This is a genomic window from Alkalibacillus flavidus (genome assembly GCF_040545925.1).
GTDB classification, from domain to species: Bacteria; Bacillota; Bacilli; order Bacillales; family Alkalibacillaceae; genus Alkalibacillus; species Alkalibacillus flavidus.
The window spans coordinates 38,911-58,128 of record NZ_JBEPMX010000004.1; the positions used below are offsets into that span (position 1 = coordinate 38,911).

Annotated in this window: 15 protein-coding genes; all 15 read right to left on the bottom strand. The window is 42.8% G+C overall.

The annotated features are described in order from the left end of the window. Position 1 precedes the first annotated feature (1 nt). The 15 genes from uvrB to ABID56_RS05265 all read right to left on the bottom strand — a co-directional run bounded on the left by uvrB (position 2) and on the right by ABID56_RS05265 (position 19,208). Positions 2 to 1,984: an excinuclease ABC subunit UvrB gene (gene uvrB / locus ABID56_RS05195; protein WP_354219558.1), complete on the bottom strand. Its 1,983-nt coding sequence runs from the start codon at positions 1,982 to 1,984 to the stop codon at positions 2 to 4. A gap of 442 nt (positions 1,985 to 2,426) precedes the next feature. After that, complete coding sequence (locus ABID56_RS05200; RefSeq protein WP_354219559.1) at positions 2,427 to 3,638, bottom strand: PDZ domain-containing protein; 1,212 nt, start codon at positions 3,636 to 3,638, stop codon at positions 2,427 to 2,429. A gap of 119 nt (positions 3,639 to 3,757) precedes the next feature. Beyond that, the gene (locus ABID56_RS05205) at positions 3,758 to 5,260 is read right to left on the bottom strand and encodes a S41 family peptidase (RefSeq protein ID WP_354219560.1); all 1,503 of its coding nucleotides are present in this window, start codon (positions 5,258 to 5,260) and stop codon (positions 3,758 to 3,760) included. 129 nt (positions 5,261 to 5,389) lie between these two features. Further along, entirely contained in the window at positions 5,390 to 6,784 is a 1,395-nt protein-coding gene (locus tag ABID56_RS05210; RefSeq protein ID WP_354219561.1) for a murein hydrolase activator EnvC family protein, read from the bottom strand. Positions 6,785 to 6,829: 45 nt separating this feature from the next. After that, positions 6,830 to 7,723: a permease-like cell division protein FtsX gene (gene ftsX / locus ABID56_RS05215; protein ID WP_354219562.1), complete on the bottom strand. Its 894-nt coding sequence runs from the start codon at positions 7,721 to 7,723 to the stop codon at positions 6,830 to 6,832. Then, positions 7,713 to 8,399 carry a cell division ATP-binding protein FtsE gene (gene ftsE / locus ABID56_RS05220; RefSeq protein ID WP_354219563.1) on the bottom strand — a complete coding sequence of 229 codons (687 nt, stop codon included), beginning with the start codon at positions 8,397 to 8,399 and terminating at the stop codon, positions 7,713 to 7,715. Before ftsE ends, ftsX begins: the two co-directional genes overlap by 11 nt. Positions 8,400 to 9,013: 614 nt before the next feature. Further along, positions 9,014 to 9,352 carry a c-type cytochrome gene (locus ABID56_RS05225; RefSeq protein WP_354219564.1) on the bottom strand — a complete coding sequence of 113 codons (339 nt, stop codon included), beginning with the start codon at positions 9,350 to 9,352 and terminating at the stop codon, positions 9,014 to 9,016. A gap of 52 nt (positions 9,353 to 9,404) precedes the next feature. Then, positions 9,405 to 10,512, bottom strand: a protein-coding gene (gene prfB, locus ABID56_RS05230) for a peptide chain release factor 2 (RefSeq protein WP_354219565.1) whose coding sequence is annotated in 2 segments (ribosomal slippage) — positions 9,405 to 10,439 and positions 10,441 to 10,512 — 1,107 coding nt in all. Because the reading frame shifts where the segments join, the coding sequence is not laid out codon by codon here. Between the two features lie 477 nt (positions 10,513 to 10,989). Beyond that, the gene (secA, locus tag ABID56_RS05235; RefSeq protein WP_354219566.1) at positions 10,990 to 13,500 is read right to left on the bottom strand and encodes a preprotein translocase subunit SecA; all 2,511 of its coding nucleotides are present in this window, start codon (positions 13,498 to 13,500) and stop codon (positions 10,990 to 10,992) included. Positions 13,501 to 14,302: 802 nt separating this feature from the next. Beyond that, positions 14,303 to 14,863 (bottom strand): ribosome hibernation-promoting factor, HPF/YfiA family, encoded by a 561-nt coding sequence (hpf, locus tag ABID56_RS05240; protein ID WP_354219567.1) that lies wholly within the window; start codon positions 14,861 to 14,863, stop codon positions 14,303 to 14,305. A 179-nt stretch (positions 14,864 to 15,042) separates the two neighbouring features. After that, entirely contained in the window at positions 15,043 to 15,393 is a 351-nt protein-coding gene (gene fliT, locus ABID56_RS05245) for a flagellar protein FliT (protein ID WP_354219568.1), read from the bottom strand. Next, positions 15,393 to 15,794: a flagellar export chaperone FliS gene (gene fliS / locus ABID56_RS05250; RefSeq protein WP_354219569.1), complete on the bottom strand. Its 402-nt coding sequence runs from the start codon at positions 15,792 to 15,794 to the stop codon at positions 15,393 to 15,395. Before fliS ends, fliT begins: the two co-directional genes overlap by 1 nt. A gap of 18 nt (positions 15,795 to 15,812) precedes the next feature. Beyond that, positions 15,813 to 17,354 (bottom strand): flagellar filament capping protein FliD, encoded by a 1,542-nt coding sequence (gene fliD / locus ABID56_RS05255; protein WP_354219570.1) that lies wholly within the window; start codon positions 17,352 to 17,354, stop codon positions 15,813 to 15,815. Positions 17,355 to 17,374: 20 nt separating this feature from the next. Further along, positions 17,375 to 17,749, bottom strand: coding sequence for a flagellar protein FlaG (gene flaG, locus ABID56_RS05260; protein WP_354219571.1), 375 nt, complete (start codon positions 17,747 to 17,749; stop codon positions 17,375 to 17,377). A gap of 76 nt (positions 17,750 to 17,825) precedes the next feature. Continuing rightward, positions 17,826 to 19,208: a sugar-transfer associated ATP-grasp domain-containing protein gene (locus ABID56_RS05265; protein ID WP_354219572.1), complete on the bottom strand. Its 1,383-nt coding sequence runs from the start codon at positions 19,206 to 19,208 to the stop codon at positions 17,826 to 17,828. Between the last annotated feature and the right edge of the window lie 10 nt (positions 19,209 to 19,218).

Below are 19,218 nucleotides of genomic sequence, written 5' to 3' on the forward strand. Positions count from 1 at the left end.
TTCACCCTTCCGCTTTTAACTCGAGCATCGCATCACGCAGCTCCATCGCGCGTTCGAAGTCGAGGTCTTTCGCCGCTTGTTTCATTTCCGTTTCAAGCTGGTCGATCACTTCGGCTTTTTCGTCTTTCGATAAATGTTTATATTGCTGTGCCGTGCTTTGGTCGGATTCCTCGTCATCTGATTCATATGTTGCTTTAATGACATCACGAATTTCCTTCTTAATCGTCGTCGGCGTAATACCGTGTTCTTCGTTATAAGCGATTTGCTTCTCACGACGGCGATACGTTTCATCGATTGCGACTTGCATTGAATCGGTGATTTTATCCGCATACATAATCACGCGACCCTCCGCATTACGCGCCGCACGACCCGTCGTTTGAATGAGCGACCGCTCAGAACGGAGGAAGCCTTCTTTGTCAGCGTCCAAAATCGCAACGAGCGACACTTCTGGCAAGTCAAGACCTTCACGTAACAAGTTAATTCCGACAAGGACGTCGTATTTACCGAGTCTTAAATCACGAATAATTTCAATACGTTCAAGCGTTTTAATTTCCGAGTGTAAGTAGGCCACTTTAATGCCCATTTCCTGTAAATAATTCGTTAAATCCTCTGACATTTTAATCGTTAGGGTCGTCACTAGGACACGTTCGTCACGATCAACTCGTTTATTAATTTCACCGATCAAGTCATCGATTTGACCTTTAATTGGACGCACCTCAATCTCTGGATCGAGTAATCCCGTCGGTCGAATAATTTGCTCGACCATCTCCGGCGAATGTTCACGTTCATACGGGCCAGGCGTCGCTGACACATAAATTCCGTGGTCGATATGTTTTTCGAACTCTTCGAACGTCAGCGGTCGGTTATCCATCGCAGACGGCAAACGGAAACCGTGATCGACTAATGTCTGCTTGCGCGCTTGGTCCCCGTTAAACATGCCCCGCACTTGCGGTAGCGTCACGTGCGACTCATCTACGACCATAAGCGACCCATCTGGGAAATAATCGAGTAACGTGTACGGCGTTGAGCCAGGTTCCCGAAACGATAAATGACGTGAGTAGTTTTCAATACCTGAACAAAAACCCATCTCACGCATCATTTCCAAATCATAATTCGTCCGTTGCTCGAGCCGCTGCGCTTCGAGTAGCTGATCGTTTTCTTTAAAATACGCCAACTGTTCTTGCAACTCTTGCTCGATATTTTGAATCGCTTTTTTCATCTTTTCTTCACGCGTGACGAAGTGAGATGCCGGGAAAATCGCAACATGATCGCGGTCACCCAAAATTTCACCCGTCAGCGCATCCACTTCACGAATCCGGTCAATCTCATCGCCGAAAAATTCAATCCGAATACAATGCTCCTCGCGCGACGCCGGAATAATTTCCACCGAATCACCACGCACCCGGAACGTACCGCGCTGAAAGTCAATGTCATTTCGCGCATACTGAATATCAACGAGGTTGCGCAACACTTCATCGCGTTCTTTTTGCATACCCGTCCTGAGCGATAACACGAGCTCACGATACTCTGTCGGCGAACCGAGGCCATAAATACACGACACACTCGCCACAATCAACACATCTTCCCGCTCAAACAACGCAGACGTCGCCGAGTGCCGTAATTTATCAATCTCATCATTAATGCTCGCGTCCTTCTCGATATATGTATCCGAATGCGGCACATACGCTTCTGGCTGATAATAGTCATAGTAACTAACAAAATACTCTACCGCATTATTCGGAAAGAACTCTTTAAACTCACTATACAACTGTCCCGCCAACGTTTTATTGTGCGCAATCACAAGCGTCGGCCGATTAATCTCCGTAATCACATTCGACACCGTAAACGTCTTACCCGTCCCCGTCGCACCGAGCAACGTCTGATGACGCTTACCATTATTCACACCATTCACAAGCTGTTGAATCGCTTGCGGCTGGTCACCCTGTGGTTCAAATTGCGACTCTAACTGAAATGCTTCCGCCACATTATCAACCCCATCGTTTCATTATATTCATTGCCTGATTCAAGCAGTTTTCTTTAGGATTCTCGCAGTTTTAAGCTTGATTCCTGCACTTTTCCTTGGGATTCACGCACTTTTTAGCTTGATTCCTGCACTTTTCCTTTGGATTCCGGCACTTTTTAGCTCGATTCCCGCACTTTTTCATGTAATTCCATCAATTTATATTATAACATACACGAACATTCGTTTGCACAGTGGGATCCCTGCGCAAACAGTCATATATTAAGCATATTTTGTCAGACCATTGATTGCAAAAGATATGATTGACTCGACGAAATAGTTAAGATTGCGACGATAAATTCGCTAATTCGGCGATAAATGCTCGGAAACCGACGATATCGCCATCAAATATTCCCGTTAATCAAAAAACTCATCCTACCCGCTCGGGATAAGATGAGATGTCGTCCTATCTAGATAACGTTTCTGATGATTGTAACGAAAAGCGCGGGGTTTCTTTCACGAAAATAAACCCTAATTGATGATCTTCGCCTTCGTAAATCGACCGTTGCACGAATTTCGTCTCGCCATTTAAATCGCGCACATTTAATTTGCAATAAGCTCGATTTTCGCTCATAACATCGAAAAATTCATACTCATTACGTACCGGTACATCATGGACACGCTCGATTTTTTCGCCAATTTGCACGTCTAAATCCGAAGCCGGGGAACCAGGAACAACTCCGACAATCGTAATCCCCTCTGACTCGGGTCTGAAGACGGGTCTACGCTCACGGTCAAAGAAACGCACGACAAGACTAATGACCGCACGCAACACTATCGCACTAGCGACAACCGATACTAACACATATGGTAGCGTGGCGAGCGGGACCCATACAGCGGTCAACACAACTACCAGTAACATCAAACTTAAACCAATCCGCTTCGCCCCTTGGTCACTAAACACGCCGCGGAACGTTTGCGCGAAACCAACGACATACGGAAACATTACAAACTGCATGCCAATGGATTCAGTGGCAAACACAGGCCACCAACTAAATGAATCAACTAACGACAACGGGCCACCTGGTAGCGGTATTAACAATGGCACAAGCATTAACCGACTTACTCGATGCGCCCCGACATCTTTACCACGATCGCCTGCATACAACCTCGGAAACGTTTGTGACCGCTTCGTCATCACAATGAAAATCGCTTCAACCAACAATAGCGCGAGTAACAGATAAACCATGTCTTCAAGCGACACTTGATACAATCGATCAGTCACCGCCTCATTCCAAACAACAACATCAAATCGTTCTAAAAGCCAGATGATCACAATCGATAAACCGAGTGTGTACGCGGGGGACAACAACGCGACTTGCCCCGTTAAAAACATGACGATAAACACTGCCGTCCACAATGCGAGCCATTCCCATGTGACAACCATACCAGTTAACACAAAACCAGCTGATAATATGATCCCCAAAACTAACCCGAGGAGCCACGTCCCTCGCCACTCCGCATGTAACGGAAACACGCGGTGACCAAATTGTTTGCGATCTTGTTTAATCCGTGACCACCCAATCAGAAATGAAAACAAAATTGCGATATATAATACAGGTTGCGCAAACAACCATGCGATGCCTAGTCCGATTTCTGTCAACCACGTCTGCCACATCTCGATCTCCCCTTTTACCAGTTCACCTAACGTATTCGTTTCGCGATTTAAAATGAAAATCCTGCAACATCTACAAATCTAGGCAAAAAAGATGACCCACTGCAGAGCCATCCTTCGTTTTACTCATATAACGCTTCAATTGCACGATCTAATTGGACATCATTTTCTGGATTTTGTACGGCTTCTAATATCATATCTTCTAACTGCAATTCTGTCTCTTCGCCGACAGATCCCGTAACATCTAAACCATTCTCATCTTGAAAATGTTCGACAGCTGCAACGGTATCCATATCAAAATAGCCATCTGTCCGTGACACATCGTAGCCAAGACCTTCTAACATGATTTGAAGCTTTTCTACTTCATTGCCTGTCATATCATATTCAAGTGGTTCGTCGCTTTGAATTAATCCTGTGTAGAAATACTCCGGCTGACGCTGTTCAATCGTCGGGTCAACGCCTTTATCTTGGATTAAGTTGCCATCAGGCGTAATCCAATTAAAGACCGTTAGCTTAAGCATTCCTTCATTAAGTGGCATCGTTTGTTGAACCGTACCTTTTCCGAACGTTGTTTGCCCGACTAAATCATAACCGTGAATTTCGTTTAAAGCAGCGGCTAAAATTTCCGAAGCACTCGCACTACCTTGATCAATTAACACTGTCACAGGGTAATCCGGTTTCCCTTCACCGTCTACATAATATGGGTCGCGCTCGGCATCATGACGCTTCGTATAAACGAATGGGTCTTCATCTGAAACGAAATGCGACAACATATTCTCCACTGCGTTAAACAAGCCACCAGGGTTTCCGCGAACATCGAGGACTAAACCATCGATATTCTCATCTTCCTCAAGTGATGTTAACGCATCATCAAACTCTTGCGCAGTTCCTTCTCCAAATGACGTAATCTCTAACACACCGACCGTATTGCCGTTATACTCTTGAACCGATGAATGTACCGTTTCTAACGGGATTTCGTCGCGTGTAATCGTGACATCAAACGTTTCATCGTCACCTGGGCGCTGAATCGTTAACACAACATCCGTCCCTTTTTCACCGCGTATAATTTGAACCGCTTCTTGTACCGTTTGATCTTCTACAGATTCACCATCAACAGCTAAAATACGATCGTTCGGACGCAAGCCGGCTGCTTCTGCAGGCGAATCTTTAATCGGGGATACGACGGTAATAAACCCGTCACGCTCAGTTACCTCTGCGCCAATGCCTTCAAACGATGATTCAAGCGACTGATTAAACTGATCAGTCATTTCCTCATCCATGTATTGGCTAAATGGATCGTCTAACGCATTTACGACACCTTGTAATGCCCCTTCGTACAACGTTTCACGGTCCACGTCATCGATATAATATTCATTAATGGCATCGACAATTTGATTGATCTGATCCACTTCAGCTGATGCATCAGAACTCACGTCTTCACTATCACTATTGTCTTCTGTCGACGAATCACTTGATTGATCCGTGTCATTTGATTCTTCCGACGCTGTCTCCTCATTTGGTTCATCACCATTAGCAACCATGGAAACCGCTGTCGCTGACAGAGCCCCACCGATTAGGAAAGCAACTAATATTAACACAACTAAATATTTACGACTTAAATTCAACTCGGTTCACCACTTTTCTATAAAATCAACCTTCATCTTTGCACGGTTATTATGAATCCGTTTTCCATAGTATAACACAAAAGCACCACACATAACGTGCGATGCTTTAAAATTAACGACCGTTAAGCGTTAACGAGAATAAAATTGTGACCGTGACGGAACACTAATATATTGTCTTGGGTCAACGGCGTTCGACTTCGCATTGTTCCATCCACCACCACGGTGAATTTCAAAGTGCAAGTGCGGGCCACCTGACGCTCCTGTGTTACCCATACGTCCGATTTGTTGACCTTGTTCCACTGTTTGTCCAACACTAACATTCACGCTCGTCATATGGGCATATACCGTATCATATGCTACACCATCAATGTAATGCGTCATATAAACGACGTTACCATAACCGCCACCACAACTACGATCACCGACGACACAGCCTGAAACGACACGATAAACTTCACCAGATGCTGCCGCATAAATCGGCGTCGTCGGGTTCGGTAAGTTACCTATATCCGTTCCGAAGTGTTGACGCCCCCAACGATGACCGAAATTCGACGTTAAATAGCCATCCATTGGTGTTATAAATGTCGCGCTACTATTGCTACTCGCTGGAGGTCCAGACTCTGCTCGCTCGATTTGGCGTTGTAACGAGTTCTCACGCGCTTTTAAAATATCTTCCTCTTCAGCTAACGACACGCGGTAAGACTCAAGTTCATCTTCTTCTTGTTCTAAGTTAGCCAAAATCACTTCTTGTTCTTCACGACGATCATTTAAATTCGCAATCAATTGATCTAAGTCTTGTTTTTGTGCGACAAGTGTTTCTTGTTTCGATTCGACTTCTTGCTTGTTTTGTTCAACAGACGCTTTATTGTCTTCTACTTCCGCTTTCGTTTCTTCAACTTGTGCGACTGTTTCTTCTAAATGTTTCTTGTCAGCCGCATGTTGATCTAATATGTCCTGGTCTTGCTCCATCACTTTATTAACAGCCGTTGTACGACTAATAAAGTCACCGAAATCACTAGCTCCCAAAATCACTTCTAAGTATCGTACGGAACCGCCATTCTTTTGCAATGAACGGAGTCGGTCTTTAAGTACTACTTCACGTTCGGCAATTCGTTCTTTCGTTTCTTTAATTTCTTGTTCGAGTTGTTTGATTTCAGCTTCTAACTGTTCGATTTCATTTTCTAACTTGCGAATTTCTGCTTCAAGTTGACGAATTTCGGTTTCTGTTTTTTCAATATCTAATTCTTTTTGGCGCACTTCTAATTCGGCTTGTTGAATTTCGTTATTAATTTGCGCCAATTCGTCCTCTGTTTGAGCTTGTTGTTGCTCTAATTGATCAAGTTGTTCTTGTAAATTATCTAATTCGTTTGTAATTGATTCACGTTCTTCTTGAACTTCATTCAACTCTTGTTCGATTTCATCAGTCGATTCGTTCGCTTCAGTTGTCGTAGTTCCAGTCCAGACCATAACGCCAGCAAAGACGACGGTTAACGACAAAAAGATCATCCATTTTTTCGTCAACATTGTTTCTCCCCTTTTGTGGTTAAATGTTGGTAGATAGGTTATGTGTTAAACACGTAAAAACTTGCGCACACTCATGACGCTTCCCCAAATACCGATAAACGCGCCAATACCTAGTAGCATGAGTGACAGCTGCCAAGCAAATGGGTTCCACGGTAATAGCTCAATAAATTGGAAATTCAAGCGGTCGTTCAAGTTCACATATAAGAAGTGGTAACCCGTTAACACGATTGTGATCGGAATAATTGAACCAATCACACCTGTTAACAACCCTTCAACGAAGAACGGACCGCGAATGAAACTATTTTTCGCACCGACGAGTCGCATAATCCCAATCTCGTCACTACGTGCTGTTATCGTCATTTTAATCGTGTTCGAGATTAAGAAAATCGCTGTTAATAACAACGCCGCAATGAAACCAATCCCGACATAACGCGCGTACTCATTAAATTGCAGTAACCGCTCGACCGTTTCACTACCATACTCGACACTTTCTATTTCGCTGAATTGTTCAATCTCAGCTGCCACAGGTGCTAAATCTTCTGCTTCTTCCGTTTGCACAATATAAACATGATTTAACGGGTTGTCCTGTTCAAACAGTTCATATGCTTCACCTTCATCACCAAGATCTTCGATTAAGTTATCTAACTCGTCTTCTTTCGATGAAAATTCATAACTGGATACTTGGTTGATACTTTCTATCTTTTGGCCAACTGCATCAATATCTTCATCATTTGTATTTAATTGAATAAACGCTCTAATTTCCGCGTCGGCTTCGATATTTTCAGCAATTTGGTTTAAGTTTAACATTAAAATCAAAAACGCGGCGACTAACACGAGTGTCGTCGTAACCGCCCCGACAGCTGCGACGGTCATCCAGCTGTTTCGGATCAAGTTCTTCGCGCCTTCTCGCATATGACGTGATAATGTACTAATCTTCATAGCCGTATTCCCCTCGATGCTCATCTCTAACGATTTGTCCATTTTCCATCGCAATGACACGCTTGCGAATGCTGTTGACGATCTCACGGCTGTGCGTCGCCATAATTAATGTCGTGCCTGTATCATTCACCTCTTCAAAAATCCGCATGATCTCCCACGACGTATCCGGGTCTAAGTTACCCGTTGGCTCATCGGCAATCACGATTTTCGGATTGTTTACAATAGCGCGCGCAATCGCAACCCGCTGTTGTTCACCACCCGATAATTGTGCTGGAATAAAACGCGCTTTATGCTTCAAGCCGACTTTATCCAACACATCCATGACGCGACGACGAATTTTGCGCGGATTTTCCTCAATCACCTCTAACGCAAACGCGACATTTTCGTACGCTGTTAACTTCGGAAGCAATTTAAAATCTTGGTAAATCACCCCAATATTCCGTCGCAAATATGGCACTTGTCGCTTTTTCATTTTACCTATATCAATGTGATTAATATTGACTTTCCCATCTGTTGGTACTTCTTCGTGATACATTAATTTGATAAAGGACGACTTACCAGCACCACTTTGGCCAACGACGTATACGAATTCGCCAGCCTCTATTTTTGTTGAGATACCGCTCAATGCGGTCACTCCGTTGTCATACACTTTATGTACATTTTTCATTTCGATCATACTGACTCACCTTGTTCCCCCTGCTGCGATGCAACACATATTATTATTCTTGAAGTTAAGTGAGGCATTTTCAGACATGCCAAAAAAGCGCTATTTCCTCTATTTCTTTTTCAATATTTTATCATAAACGACATATGGTTTACTATTTGTTTTATAAAATCGCGCTTAATTGGTATTATAACATGTTTACGTCGAATATTCTGCGGGAATTATATTACATTTTCTTTTCAATTGTGGATAACTTGTGTGAGGATTTGTCACTAATAACTGATAAGCTTTAAAACAATGTTCTATAAAAGTCCCTTGTTGATATTGTGATCCGCTTACGGTGGACGCTTTCCGCGGGCACGGCTCGAGCCAGGCAACATCATCGAGTATGCTACCCTGCAACTTGCACCGAGGAAGCCTACTTCGAAGCAATGCTAGAAGACGCAGGTGCATCTCTCGGGATCTCGAGACTCGTGCTGTTCCCGCAGGAGTCGCCACCTTCGCTACTCACAATATCAACAATAAAGATCGCTATTCTATCCGATTAATTCATACATATTATGAACTAATCACAACATAAAAAGTTCCCTTTCAACCATTAGGCTGAAAGGGAACTAGGTGAATCATTATTGACTTAAAACAAACTCTGCAATAGCTTCTGCTTCGCTATCGCTCACGTCTTGGGCTGGCATGCCGCCTTGACCTTCAAGAATAATTGAAACGACTTCACTTTGGTCGTAATTGTCACCAGCTGTTGTAAGATCTGGGCCAGCGCCGCCGCCTAAGTCTTCACCGTGGCATGACACACAGTTTTGCTGGTAAAGCTCTTCACCTTGTGCTGTTTCGTTAGCGCTATCGCCACCATCAGCATTTCCACCGTCAGAACTTCCACCATCGTCGCCACCGCCACATGCGGCTAGGACCATCATGAAACTGATAAAACCTACTAATAACCACTTCTTCATGTCATTGACCTCCTTTAAGTTTTACTTTATATGTTCCCTAAACGCTCACAAATTAACCATCAACTTGTGAACGTAAATAGGCGTTAATAAATGGATCCAAATTGCCGTTCATCACCGCTTCAGTATTTCCGTTTTCCACGTTCGTCCGGTGGTCTTTCACCATATTATACGGATGGAAAACATACGAGCGAATTTGGCTACCCCAGCCGATTTCTTTTTGTTCGCCGCGAATTTCGTCAATTTCTTCTTGTTGACGCTCAAGCTCTCGTTGATACAATTTCGACTTCAACATTTTCATCGCTTGTTCGCGGTTTTTAATTTGCGAACGTTCGGCTTGAGAAGACACGATCGTATTCGTCGGGATATGGGTGATGCGCACAGCTGAATCAGTCGTATTGACGTGCTGACCACCCGCACCACTAGAACGGAATGTATCGACTTTCAAATCGTCATTGTTCACTTCAATTTCGATTTCGTCATTCTCAAATTCAGGCATCACATCAAGCGACGCAAATGACGTATGACGACGACCTGACGAATCAAACGGCGAAATTCGCACGAGACGGTGCACGCCTTTTTCCGCCTTCAAATAGCCGTATGCGTTGTGACCCTTAATAAGCAACGTCGCACTCTTCACACCCGCTTCATCGCCCGGCAAATAATCGAGCGTTTCCACTGTAAAGCCTTTTCGCTCAGCGTAACGCGTGTACATCCGAAGTAACATTTGCGCCCAGTCTTGCGATTCCGTGCCACCAGCACCTGGGTGAATTTCAATAATCGCACTATTCGAATCATACGGATCACTCAGTAAAATATTTAATTCAAACTGATCAATCGCCTGGCGCGTTGACTGTACTTGCTCCTCTAAATCCGCGAATAGTTCCGCGTCATTTTCTTCTTTCACAAGCTCATACGACACCTCTAAATTGTCGAGGTCCTCTTTAAGCTTGTCGAAACCATTCACGAGCTCTTTTAATTGATTCGATTCATTAATTACTTTTTGCGCCGCTGACGGATCATCCCAAAACGACGGATCAATCATTTGATCATTCAGCTCAGCGATACGATCTCGATAACTCGTTAAGTCAAAGAGACCCCCTAAAGTTGTCGAGTTGTTCATGCATCTTGTCTAATTCATTGCGAATATCTGCTAAATCCATAACGCGTTTTGTCACCTCTACTTTTAATACTAACCATATTATACCACTAAAACGCGGGAATAACAGCCTCTTCACCCGTCTATACGCAAATTGTCATAATTTCGATGTCGTTATGGTGGAGTGTAGTGTGAGGTTGATTCAAGATTGTTCGAGTTTGAGTCAAGCGGGTTGGAATTTGGTGCAAGTGATTTAAGAAGTGGCGCAAAACATTAGCATTATGAATCAAGTTTTCGGAAATCTGAATCAAGAACATCCTGAGCGTGATCTGGTTCAAGCGCGTTCTAATTTGAATCAAGAACCACTGAGTTTTACGCAAGCGAATATAAAAGTGAAGCAAGCACTTCAAAGTCTGAATCAACAAAACCCAAATGTGAGTCAACCTCACCATACACGAAACCTTCACCATTGTCTGTGCGCTTAATCACACAAACAAAACCCGCTCTGACTTAAATCAGAACGGGTTTCATCATGTTTATATTATGCACCGTGGCAATGTTTATACTTTTTACCGCTACCGCAAGGGCATGGTTCGTTGCGGCCGACTTCTTTTTTCTTCACGATCGGCTGACGTTTCTTCTCTTCTTGTGGGCGACCACCTGAGACGGCTTTCGCATCTTGTGCGACTTCTTCACGCTGCAAGTTTTCACGGATTTGCGCTTTCATCGCATAGCGCGAAACCTCTTGTTCGATCGACGCAATCATGTCTTCGAACATTGAGAAGCCTTCCATTTGATACTCTTGCAACGGATTATTTTGACCATACGCGCGCAAGTGAATACCTTGGCGGAGCTGGTCCATCTGGTCGATATGGTCCATCCACTTCGAGTCGACGGTGCGGAGTAAAATCACTTTCTCGAACTCACGCATCTGTTCGTCTGTTAACTCTTCTTCACGCGCATCGTATTTCTTCTCAACGATCGCCATGACGTGCTCGACCATTTCATCTGGCTCTTTACCTTTCAAGTCATTGGCTGTAATTTCATCCACTTCAAGCACATTTGCCTGCAAGAATTGCGCTAAGCTTTCTAAATCCCAATCCTCATCGTCTTCTTCTTGCGTATAAACCTCAACGTTACGCTTCACCGTTGATTGGATCATACCGATAATAATGCTGCGCAAGTTCTCTGACTCGAGCACTTCATTACGCTGTTCATAAATAATGTCACGCTGTTCACGAAGCACATCGTCATAAGACAAGATCTGCTTACGCGCATCGAAGTTGTTACCTTCTACACGTTTCTGAGCTGATTCAACCGCACGTGAAACCATTTTACTCTCAATCGGCTGATCATCACTCATACCGAAACGGTCCATCATTGCGTGCATCCGCTCTGAGCCGAAACGACGCATGAGCTCATCTTCCATCGATAAATAGAACTGCGAGACACCTGGGTCCCCTTGACGACCCGAACGACCTCGCAACTGATTATCGATACGACGCGACTCGTGACGCTCTGTACCAACAACGGCAAGGCCACCGAGTTCTTTCACGCCATCGCCTAATTTGATGTCCGTACCACGACCAGCCATGTTTGTCGCAATCGTCACAGCACCTTGTTCACCAGCTTTTTCTATAATTTCAGCCTCTTTAAAGTGGTTTTTCGCGTTCAACACATTGTGCTTGACGCCCGCTTTTTTCAAACGGTCCGAAATCACTTCAGATGACTCAACCGATACCGTACCGACTAAGATCGGTTGACCTTTTTCATGGCGCTCTTTAATATCTTGCACCATCGCTTTATATTTACCTTCGATCGACTTATAAATTAAATCAGCTCGGTCATCACGAACAATCGGCTCATTCGTTGGAATCGACACGACATTCATATTGTAAATATCGCGAAATTCTTCTTCTTCCGTTTTCGCCGTACCCGTCATACCTGCTAACTTGTTATACATACGGAAAAAGTTCTGGAACGTAATCGTCGCAAGCGTCATGCTTTCCTTTTGAATTTGCAAGTCTTCTTTCGCTTCAATCGCTTGGTGCAAGCCATCGCTGTAACGACGACCTTTCATCAAGCGACCTGTAAATTGGTCGACGATAACGACTTGATCTTCCTCCACGACATAATCAGTATCGCGCTGCATCACGACTCGTGCTTTTAACGCTTGATTAACATGATGCGTGAGCGACACATTATCTAAGTCGTATAAGTTTTCGATGTTAAAATAATTTTCCGCTTTCGTAATGCCCGATTCTGTCAACTGGACATTACGCGATTTTTCATCAAACGTATAATCCTCTTCTGCAGTAAGCGTCGACACAAACGCATCGGCTTGGACATAGTTCGTTTGCGATTTTTTCTGAGACCCTGAAATAATAAGCGGTGTACGCGCTTCGTCAATTAAAATCGAGTCCACTTCGTCCACAATCGCAAAATTTAATTCACGTTGCACGCGACGCTCTTTATACAACACCATATTATCGCGTAAATAGTCAAAACCAAACTCGTTGTTCGTTCCGTACGTAATATCTGCGTTATACGCTTCACGTTTTTCTTCTTTATCCAATTCGTTCGTGTTTAAACCGACTGTTAAGCCGAGCCAATTATACAACTCGCCCATATCTTCCGCGTCACGCGATGCTAGGTAATCGTTGACTGTGATAATATGCACGCCTTGGCCTGACAACGCATTTAAATAAGCCGGCATAGTCGAAGCAAGCGTCTTACCTTCACCGGTTTTCATCTCGGCAATATCGCCGTTATGAATCGCAATCGCTCCGATCAGCTGCACGTAGAACGGACGCATGCCAAGCACACGACGTGCCGCTTCACGCACGACCGCATACGCTTCAGGTAATAACGCATCAAGCGATTCCCCTGATTCATAACGCGATTTAAATTCATCTGTTTTCGCCTGTAACGTCGCATCAGACAACTGTTCAATATCCGATTCGAGCGACTCAATTTGATCTGCTGTTTTCCGCAGTTTCTTTAATTGTTTCTCATTCAAATCCCCAAATACTTTGGTTAATAGTTGCTTCATGTATTCGCACCTCGTATTCCTTTGTTTACAATGCTCCAATACTAATATTAACACTACCATTTCTATCATGACAACTAACAGAATACGGGTGATTTTGTCGATTCTTCCCTCGATAAAAAAAGAAAACCAGCTTGCGGGTGAGGAAAGCTGGTCTTCCAACACAAGACCACAAAGGCGGTTATCTTATGTGGGTGGAGGGATAGTTGGGAAAGGATACATTAACATTGGGTTCGGAGGTTACATGTTCTTCTAACGACACGACACGTTCGTTAGTCGCTGCAACAATACGCATTAGTTGGGAAATCATTTCGCTTTGACGTTCGATCTGCTTTTGAAGCTTTGAACATTCGAGGCACTTTAATTGATGAGTCATCTCGTATTCCCCCTTCATGATCTTGTAACTTAGTTATACCACGGTTTATGTAAGCTGTGTAGCCCCCGTCAAATCAGGAAATTTCATTGAAACGACGATTATTTTTTCGATTTTGTCAAAACATGATGATTTTAACGAGATAAATGCTTTTTATAGCACAAAAATTTATTTTGATTAAGTTTGTGTTTGGGGTGATCTTGATTCACTTTCCGCGACACTTGATTCAACCTCCTGCATCCCTTGCACCAAACTGTCCAAATCTTGACTCAAACGCCGCACCCCGCGCATTTATTCAATAAATCGACTCACTTTTGAAATAACTACAGCTATTTTTGAAATAAATCGCCCTATTTATTTCAAAACTTACAACCTCTGAACACAGAAAAAGAGGCACCCGACCAAAGCGGGCGCCTCTTCAAACAACTAACCTTATGCGTTCGGCTCGATTAAGCCATATTTTCCATCTTTACGTTTGTAGACGACGTTTGTTTCGCCTGATTCTGAATTCTCAAAGACATAAAACGCGTGACCGAGCATGTCCATTTGTAAGACAGCTTCTTCCTCGTCCATCGGTTTTAAGTCGAATTGTTTTTTCTTCACGATTTCAATCGCGTCATCTTCAGTTTCTTGTCTTTGGTCACTGATCGCTTCCTTTTCTAGCTCAGCAAATACGTGTTTCGGAGCTCCTTGCTGACGGAACTTGCGATTAATTTTCGTCTTATATTTGCGAATTTGTCGCTCTAATTTGTCCACCACTAAATCAGTTGCCGCATACATATCATTGTGTGACTCCTCAGCACGTAACAATAAGTTAGGCATTGGAATCGTCACCTCAATACGTTGCTCTGCATTATGGACACTTAAATTAACATGAACATCGGAAGACGGTGGCGTGTCGAAATAACGCTCCAACTTCGCAATCTTCTTCTCCACATATTCGCGGATCGCATCTGTTACCTCGATGTTTTCTCCTCTTACGTTGTAAATCATATGCAAGTCCTCCTTTCGTCTATGTAGCTTACATTCAACAATACCCCAAAAAACTCCTGCCTAAACCTCCAAAAAATTTCGAATTTTTTGTCGATATTGTGACAAAAGCCCGCAACCACGCTAGTTCCACGCAAATAAAATAAACCGACAAAAGGCTTCCACCTCTCATCGGCTTACATCTAATTTCGCTTATCAATAAATCCGCCATCTTTGCCGCGTAAGCTTTGGTACGGATTGATATATTTTTTATTGCCAGCTTGTTGTTTCTTAAACGATGCGATATCTTTTTGGAACCCATTCATGTATTGCTCAGCCTTTTTGCGCAACGTTTCATCAAGTTTAATCGTCTCTTGTGCCAAACGCTTCTCCTCATCCGTCAACTCGCCACCGAGCTTCTCAATGAGCTGTCCCCGCTTCGCTACAAAATCATTAAACTGTTCGATTAACTCTTCACGCTTGTAATCATTGGCACGCTCAAACATGTCGTGCATCTGTTTCGTTAAAGTATAGAGCGCTTTAACCGCTGACATTACCCTTGAGCTCCTGATGCATATTTGTTTTGACGATCAAGCTTAATCGCTTCTTTCCACGTATCACGCATCTCACGCACCATATTATTCGCCTCATCTAACATAGCCTCGTCATTGTTAATATTCGCCTGACGCAAGCAATAGTTAATGTAATCATATAATGACATCAGTTGATCTGAGATCTCGTAATCTGGATTTAGGGTTATCATCAATTCATTAATGATATTCTGTGCCTTTTGTAGATTTGTGTTTTTTTTCGCTATTTCTTTATTTTCCATAGCTTCTCTACCAACTTTTATAAACTTTAAACACCCATTAAACAACTGTAATGTTAGCTCCCCTGGTGATGCTGTTGTTACCGAGTTCTGTTGATACGCTTGATACGCCTGTCCATAAGACATGGTGCCACACTCCTTTTATTACATCATACCGCCTAATTGTTGTTGCATTTGTTGTGATTGTGCGTTCATTTTTTGAATCGCTTGTTCCATACGAGTGAACTGATCCCAATAACGCTGTTCCGTTTGTTGCATACGTCGCTCGAAATCTGATACGCGTTCAGTCATACTAATCAATTCTTGGCCCATAGTGTATTCAAAATCTGTATCAGTAACTCGACCTGCTCTTTCGGTTATGCGGTCCATAGTACCCTCAAGTGAATCCTCTACGCGATTTAGCAGTCCTCGGCTATTGTCTTCTGTATCATTAGAAAATAATTTATAAACACCTTCTGAATCATTTTCTAAAGCTTCTCTTAATTTTTCTTCATCAACTTCTAATTTACCTTGGTCATTAGGGCCAACATCTAACGCACTGACAGTTGTAATCCCAACTTCGAATATCGAATTATAATCACTATCAGGATTGTTCACTTCTTCATACCACGAGGTACGCATGTCTGAAACAGCCCCACGGACAATTGTGTCACCTCTAAGTTCACCGCTTTTTGACCTTTCTTCCCATAGTTCTATCTCACGATCACTCATCTCACTTTTCTGAGATTCAGTCAATGGTGGGTAATCACGATTCCTAGGCTCATTCACTTTTTCATTCATAAACCCTATTAACTCATTATATTTGTCGACAAAATTTGTTATATCCTTCACTGCACCATCAATGTCTTTTTCTATTGAAATAGTTGCAGGAGTATCAGTCGTTTGATTGAACTGTAATGTCGCACCATTTAACTCATAACTATTGCTAGTTGACTCCATATCCACACCATTGTAAGTAAAACTAGCATTAGTTCCACCGTGCTCTGTTGCATCATCAGGGTTCATTTTAAACATTTCATCAAGAAAAGAGCCGGCAGCAAATTGGATTTCAGCTCCACCTTCGTTAAAATTACCTGATTCTGCACGTTCTAAAAACACTTCATCAGCCGTTTCATCATAGAACCCTCTAACATTACCATCACTTTGCGTTTCTATTTCATCAAACACATCATTTAATGAATAACCAGCTTCCATTTGAGTTAAATCCACACTAACATTTTGTGGACCATTTTCATTATGATAAGTAAAATCAATTTGGTTTTGTGTTACGTTCACCTGATCCTCGAAAGAAGATGTAGGATCAAAATTATCACCAAATAATTGCTCTCCATCTGCTAAATCTGTTTTCCGAATCGCCTTACTAGCTAATGATTGAACATCGATTTGGAAATTTGTCTCACCTGCGTCACTGCTTGATGAAACTGATACTGCATCAGAAGACGATTCTGATTTAGTACCCTGATAAGTACTAGATAATTTCATATCTAAAAACATATTTTCAAACTCTGACATTTTCGAATTAACTTCACGGTAGGCATCACGCTGTTGAGTTAACCATAACTGGTCTTGCTTCATTTGTTGAAGTGGTTGTCTTTCTGCTTGCATTAACTGGTTAACCATACTTTCAATATTCATACCTGACGCAAAACCGGTCATACGCATTGTATCCATATTATTTGATACCATATAACCTTCACCCTCTTTCGCTAAATTCTCTCATCAACGATAAAGCCCATGAATTCTGCCATTGCTGCATAGACATCGAGCAATTTTTTAGGCGGAATTTCTCTGACGACTTCATCGGTTTGTTTATCTACTATAGAAATATAATAACGATCTAAATCTTCATGCATTTCGTAACGAATTGACGTATCGGCAGGCTCCAGAAATTCATTCATTCCCTCGACTAATTCCTGAGCTCGTTCACGCGTCATGTCCTCATCAGAACTCTCGCGTCTAGAACTTGCCTCATGATTCATCGCCTGCAATTTCGGTTTCGTTTTCTCTGCTTGTGATGGTCCCTCCGATGTCCCCGACCGCTGCAGGAGTTGAGGGTTTGATAAAACGTGATCAACCTTCATCAAAAAACAACTCCTTCCCTATACTCTATTATTTATATCGGCATAAGAAAGGAGTTTTTTAGAACAATATATAAAATTATTTTTGATTCTGAACTTCTTGTATAATCTCCTCCGTCATCTCACCAAACAACGGCTTCTCGTTTGCCAATTGATATTTCCACACTGGCCCACGGAAATTCATTTCGATGAAAATCGGATTGCCATCTTCACCCATCGCAATGTCCCACGACACGTAATTATGATGAAGAATCCGTCGGTGGAGTGTTTTAACAAACGAAATAAACTCATCAAAATGAGGGATCGCATCTAAACCCGCAAACGACACCCCACTCGTTGGATGCTCATGAACAATTGACGCGTCATTACAAACGCCATACGGTAAAAACGACCCATCATCACGCACACCGACACAGATGCCACCTTCACCACCGTTATCTTTAATCGCACCGTCCGACCCAAAACGCGCATACGTCAACAAATAATGAATATCATGATTCCAACGCAACGTCACCATGCGAAGTGTATTTACCGATTCAGGATGAGGTTTCGCCATAAGTGCGTGTTGACGAATCATACGTTGAATCGTGTAATCCTTGCCGAATGTTTCGTGCAACTTATCAAAGTCAACCACGTCACCCTCTAACTCAAACTGCCCCTCAAGATAACGAAGCTTCTCGACACCTTTACCATCATTCGCTTTACTATCTTTTATAATCAAATCCTCTTCATATTGATGCAAGCGGTCACGAGCTTCTTGTGGTGTTAAATCTTTATTCACATCATCAAAATATTGTCTGTTCACACACTTCAACACAACGTCAGGGTGATGCTCATCCGTAATCAACATGTCATACACATTTTTATCCGAATAAAAATTGCCGAACGTTAGCGGATTAAAATACGGAAGCATCACCTTATTAAACATCTCCTGCGAAATCAAACGAGGTTCACTCACCCCATGAACACCGTGATACGCCAAGTGCAACATCGGATCAATAAACTTCCCGAATTGCCCCTTCCAATAATGCTGTACATCATGCCACACACCATGATCAATCTGTTCAAATAACCCTTGCACCTTAAACGACCCAAACATTTTATTGAACACATTAATCCCGTACGTCTCATGGAAATGCCGTTCACGAACATAATACTTCAAATCCTCATAAAGCGGCAGCACTTGATGATTCAACTGATCAACCAAACCATCTGTTTCATTATTCGTCAGCTTACCCACAATCGATTTATGTAACTTTTGAAGCTGCGAAACCTTCCCATAAAAAATCGTCCGCTTATCATAGATTTCACGGTTCATCTCAACAAAAGACTCGAGCTGTTGGAGGACGTCTTTGTATTTTGTTGCAGCTTGTTTGAGGTTGTTGGAGTGGATGTTTTTTATAATACTATAATTTATTTTAATAGACTTATCCAATAGTCTTTCTTGGGTATCATTAGACATTATAGGCACC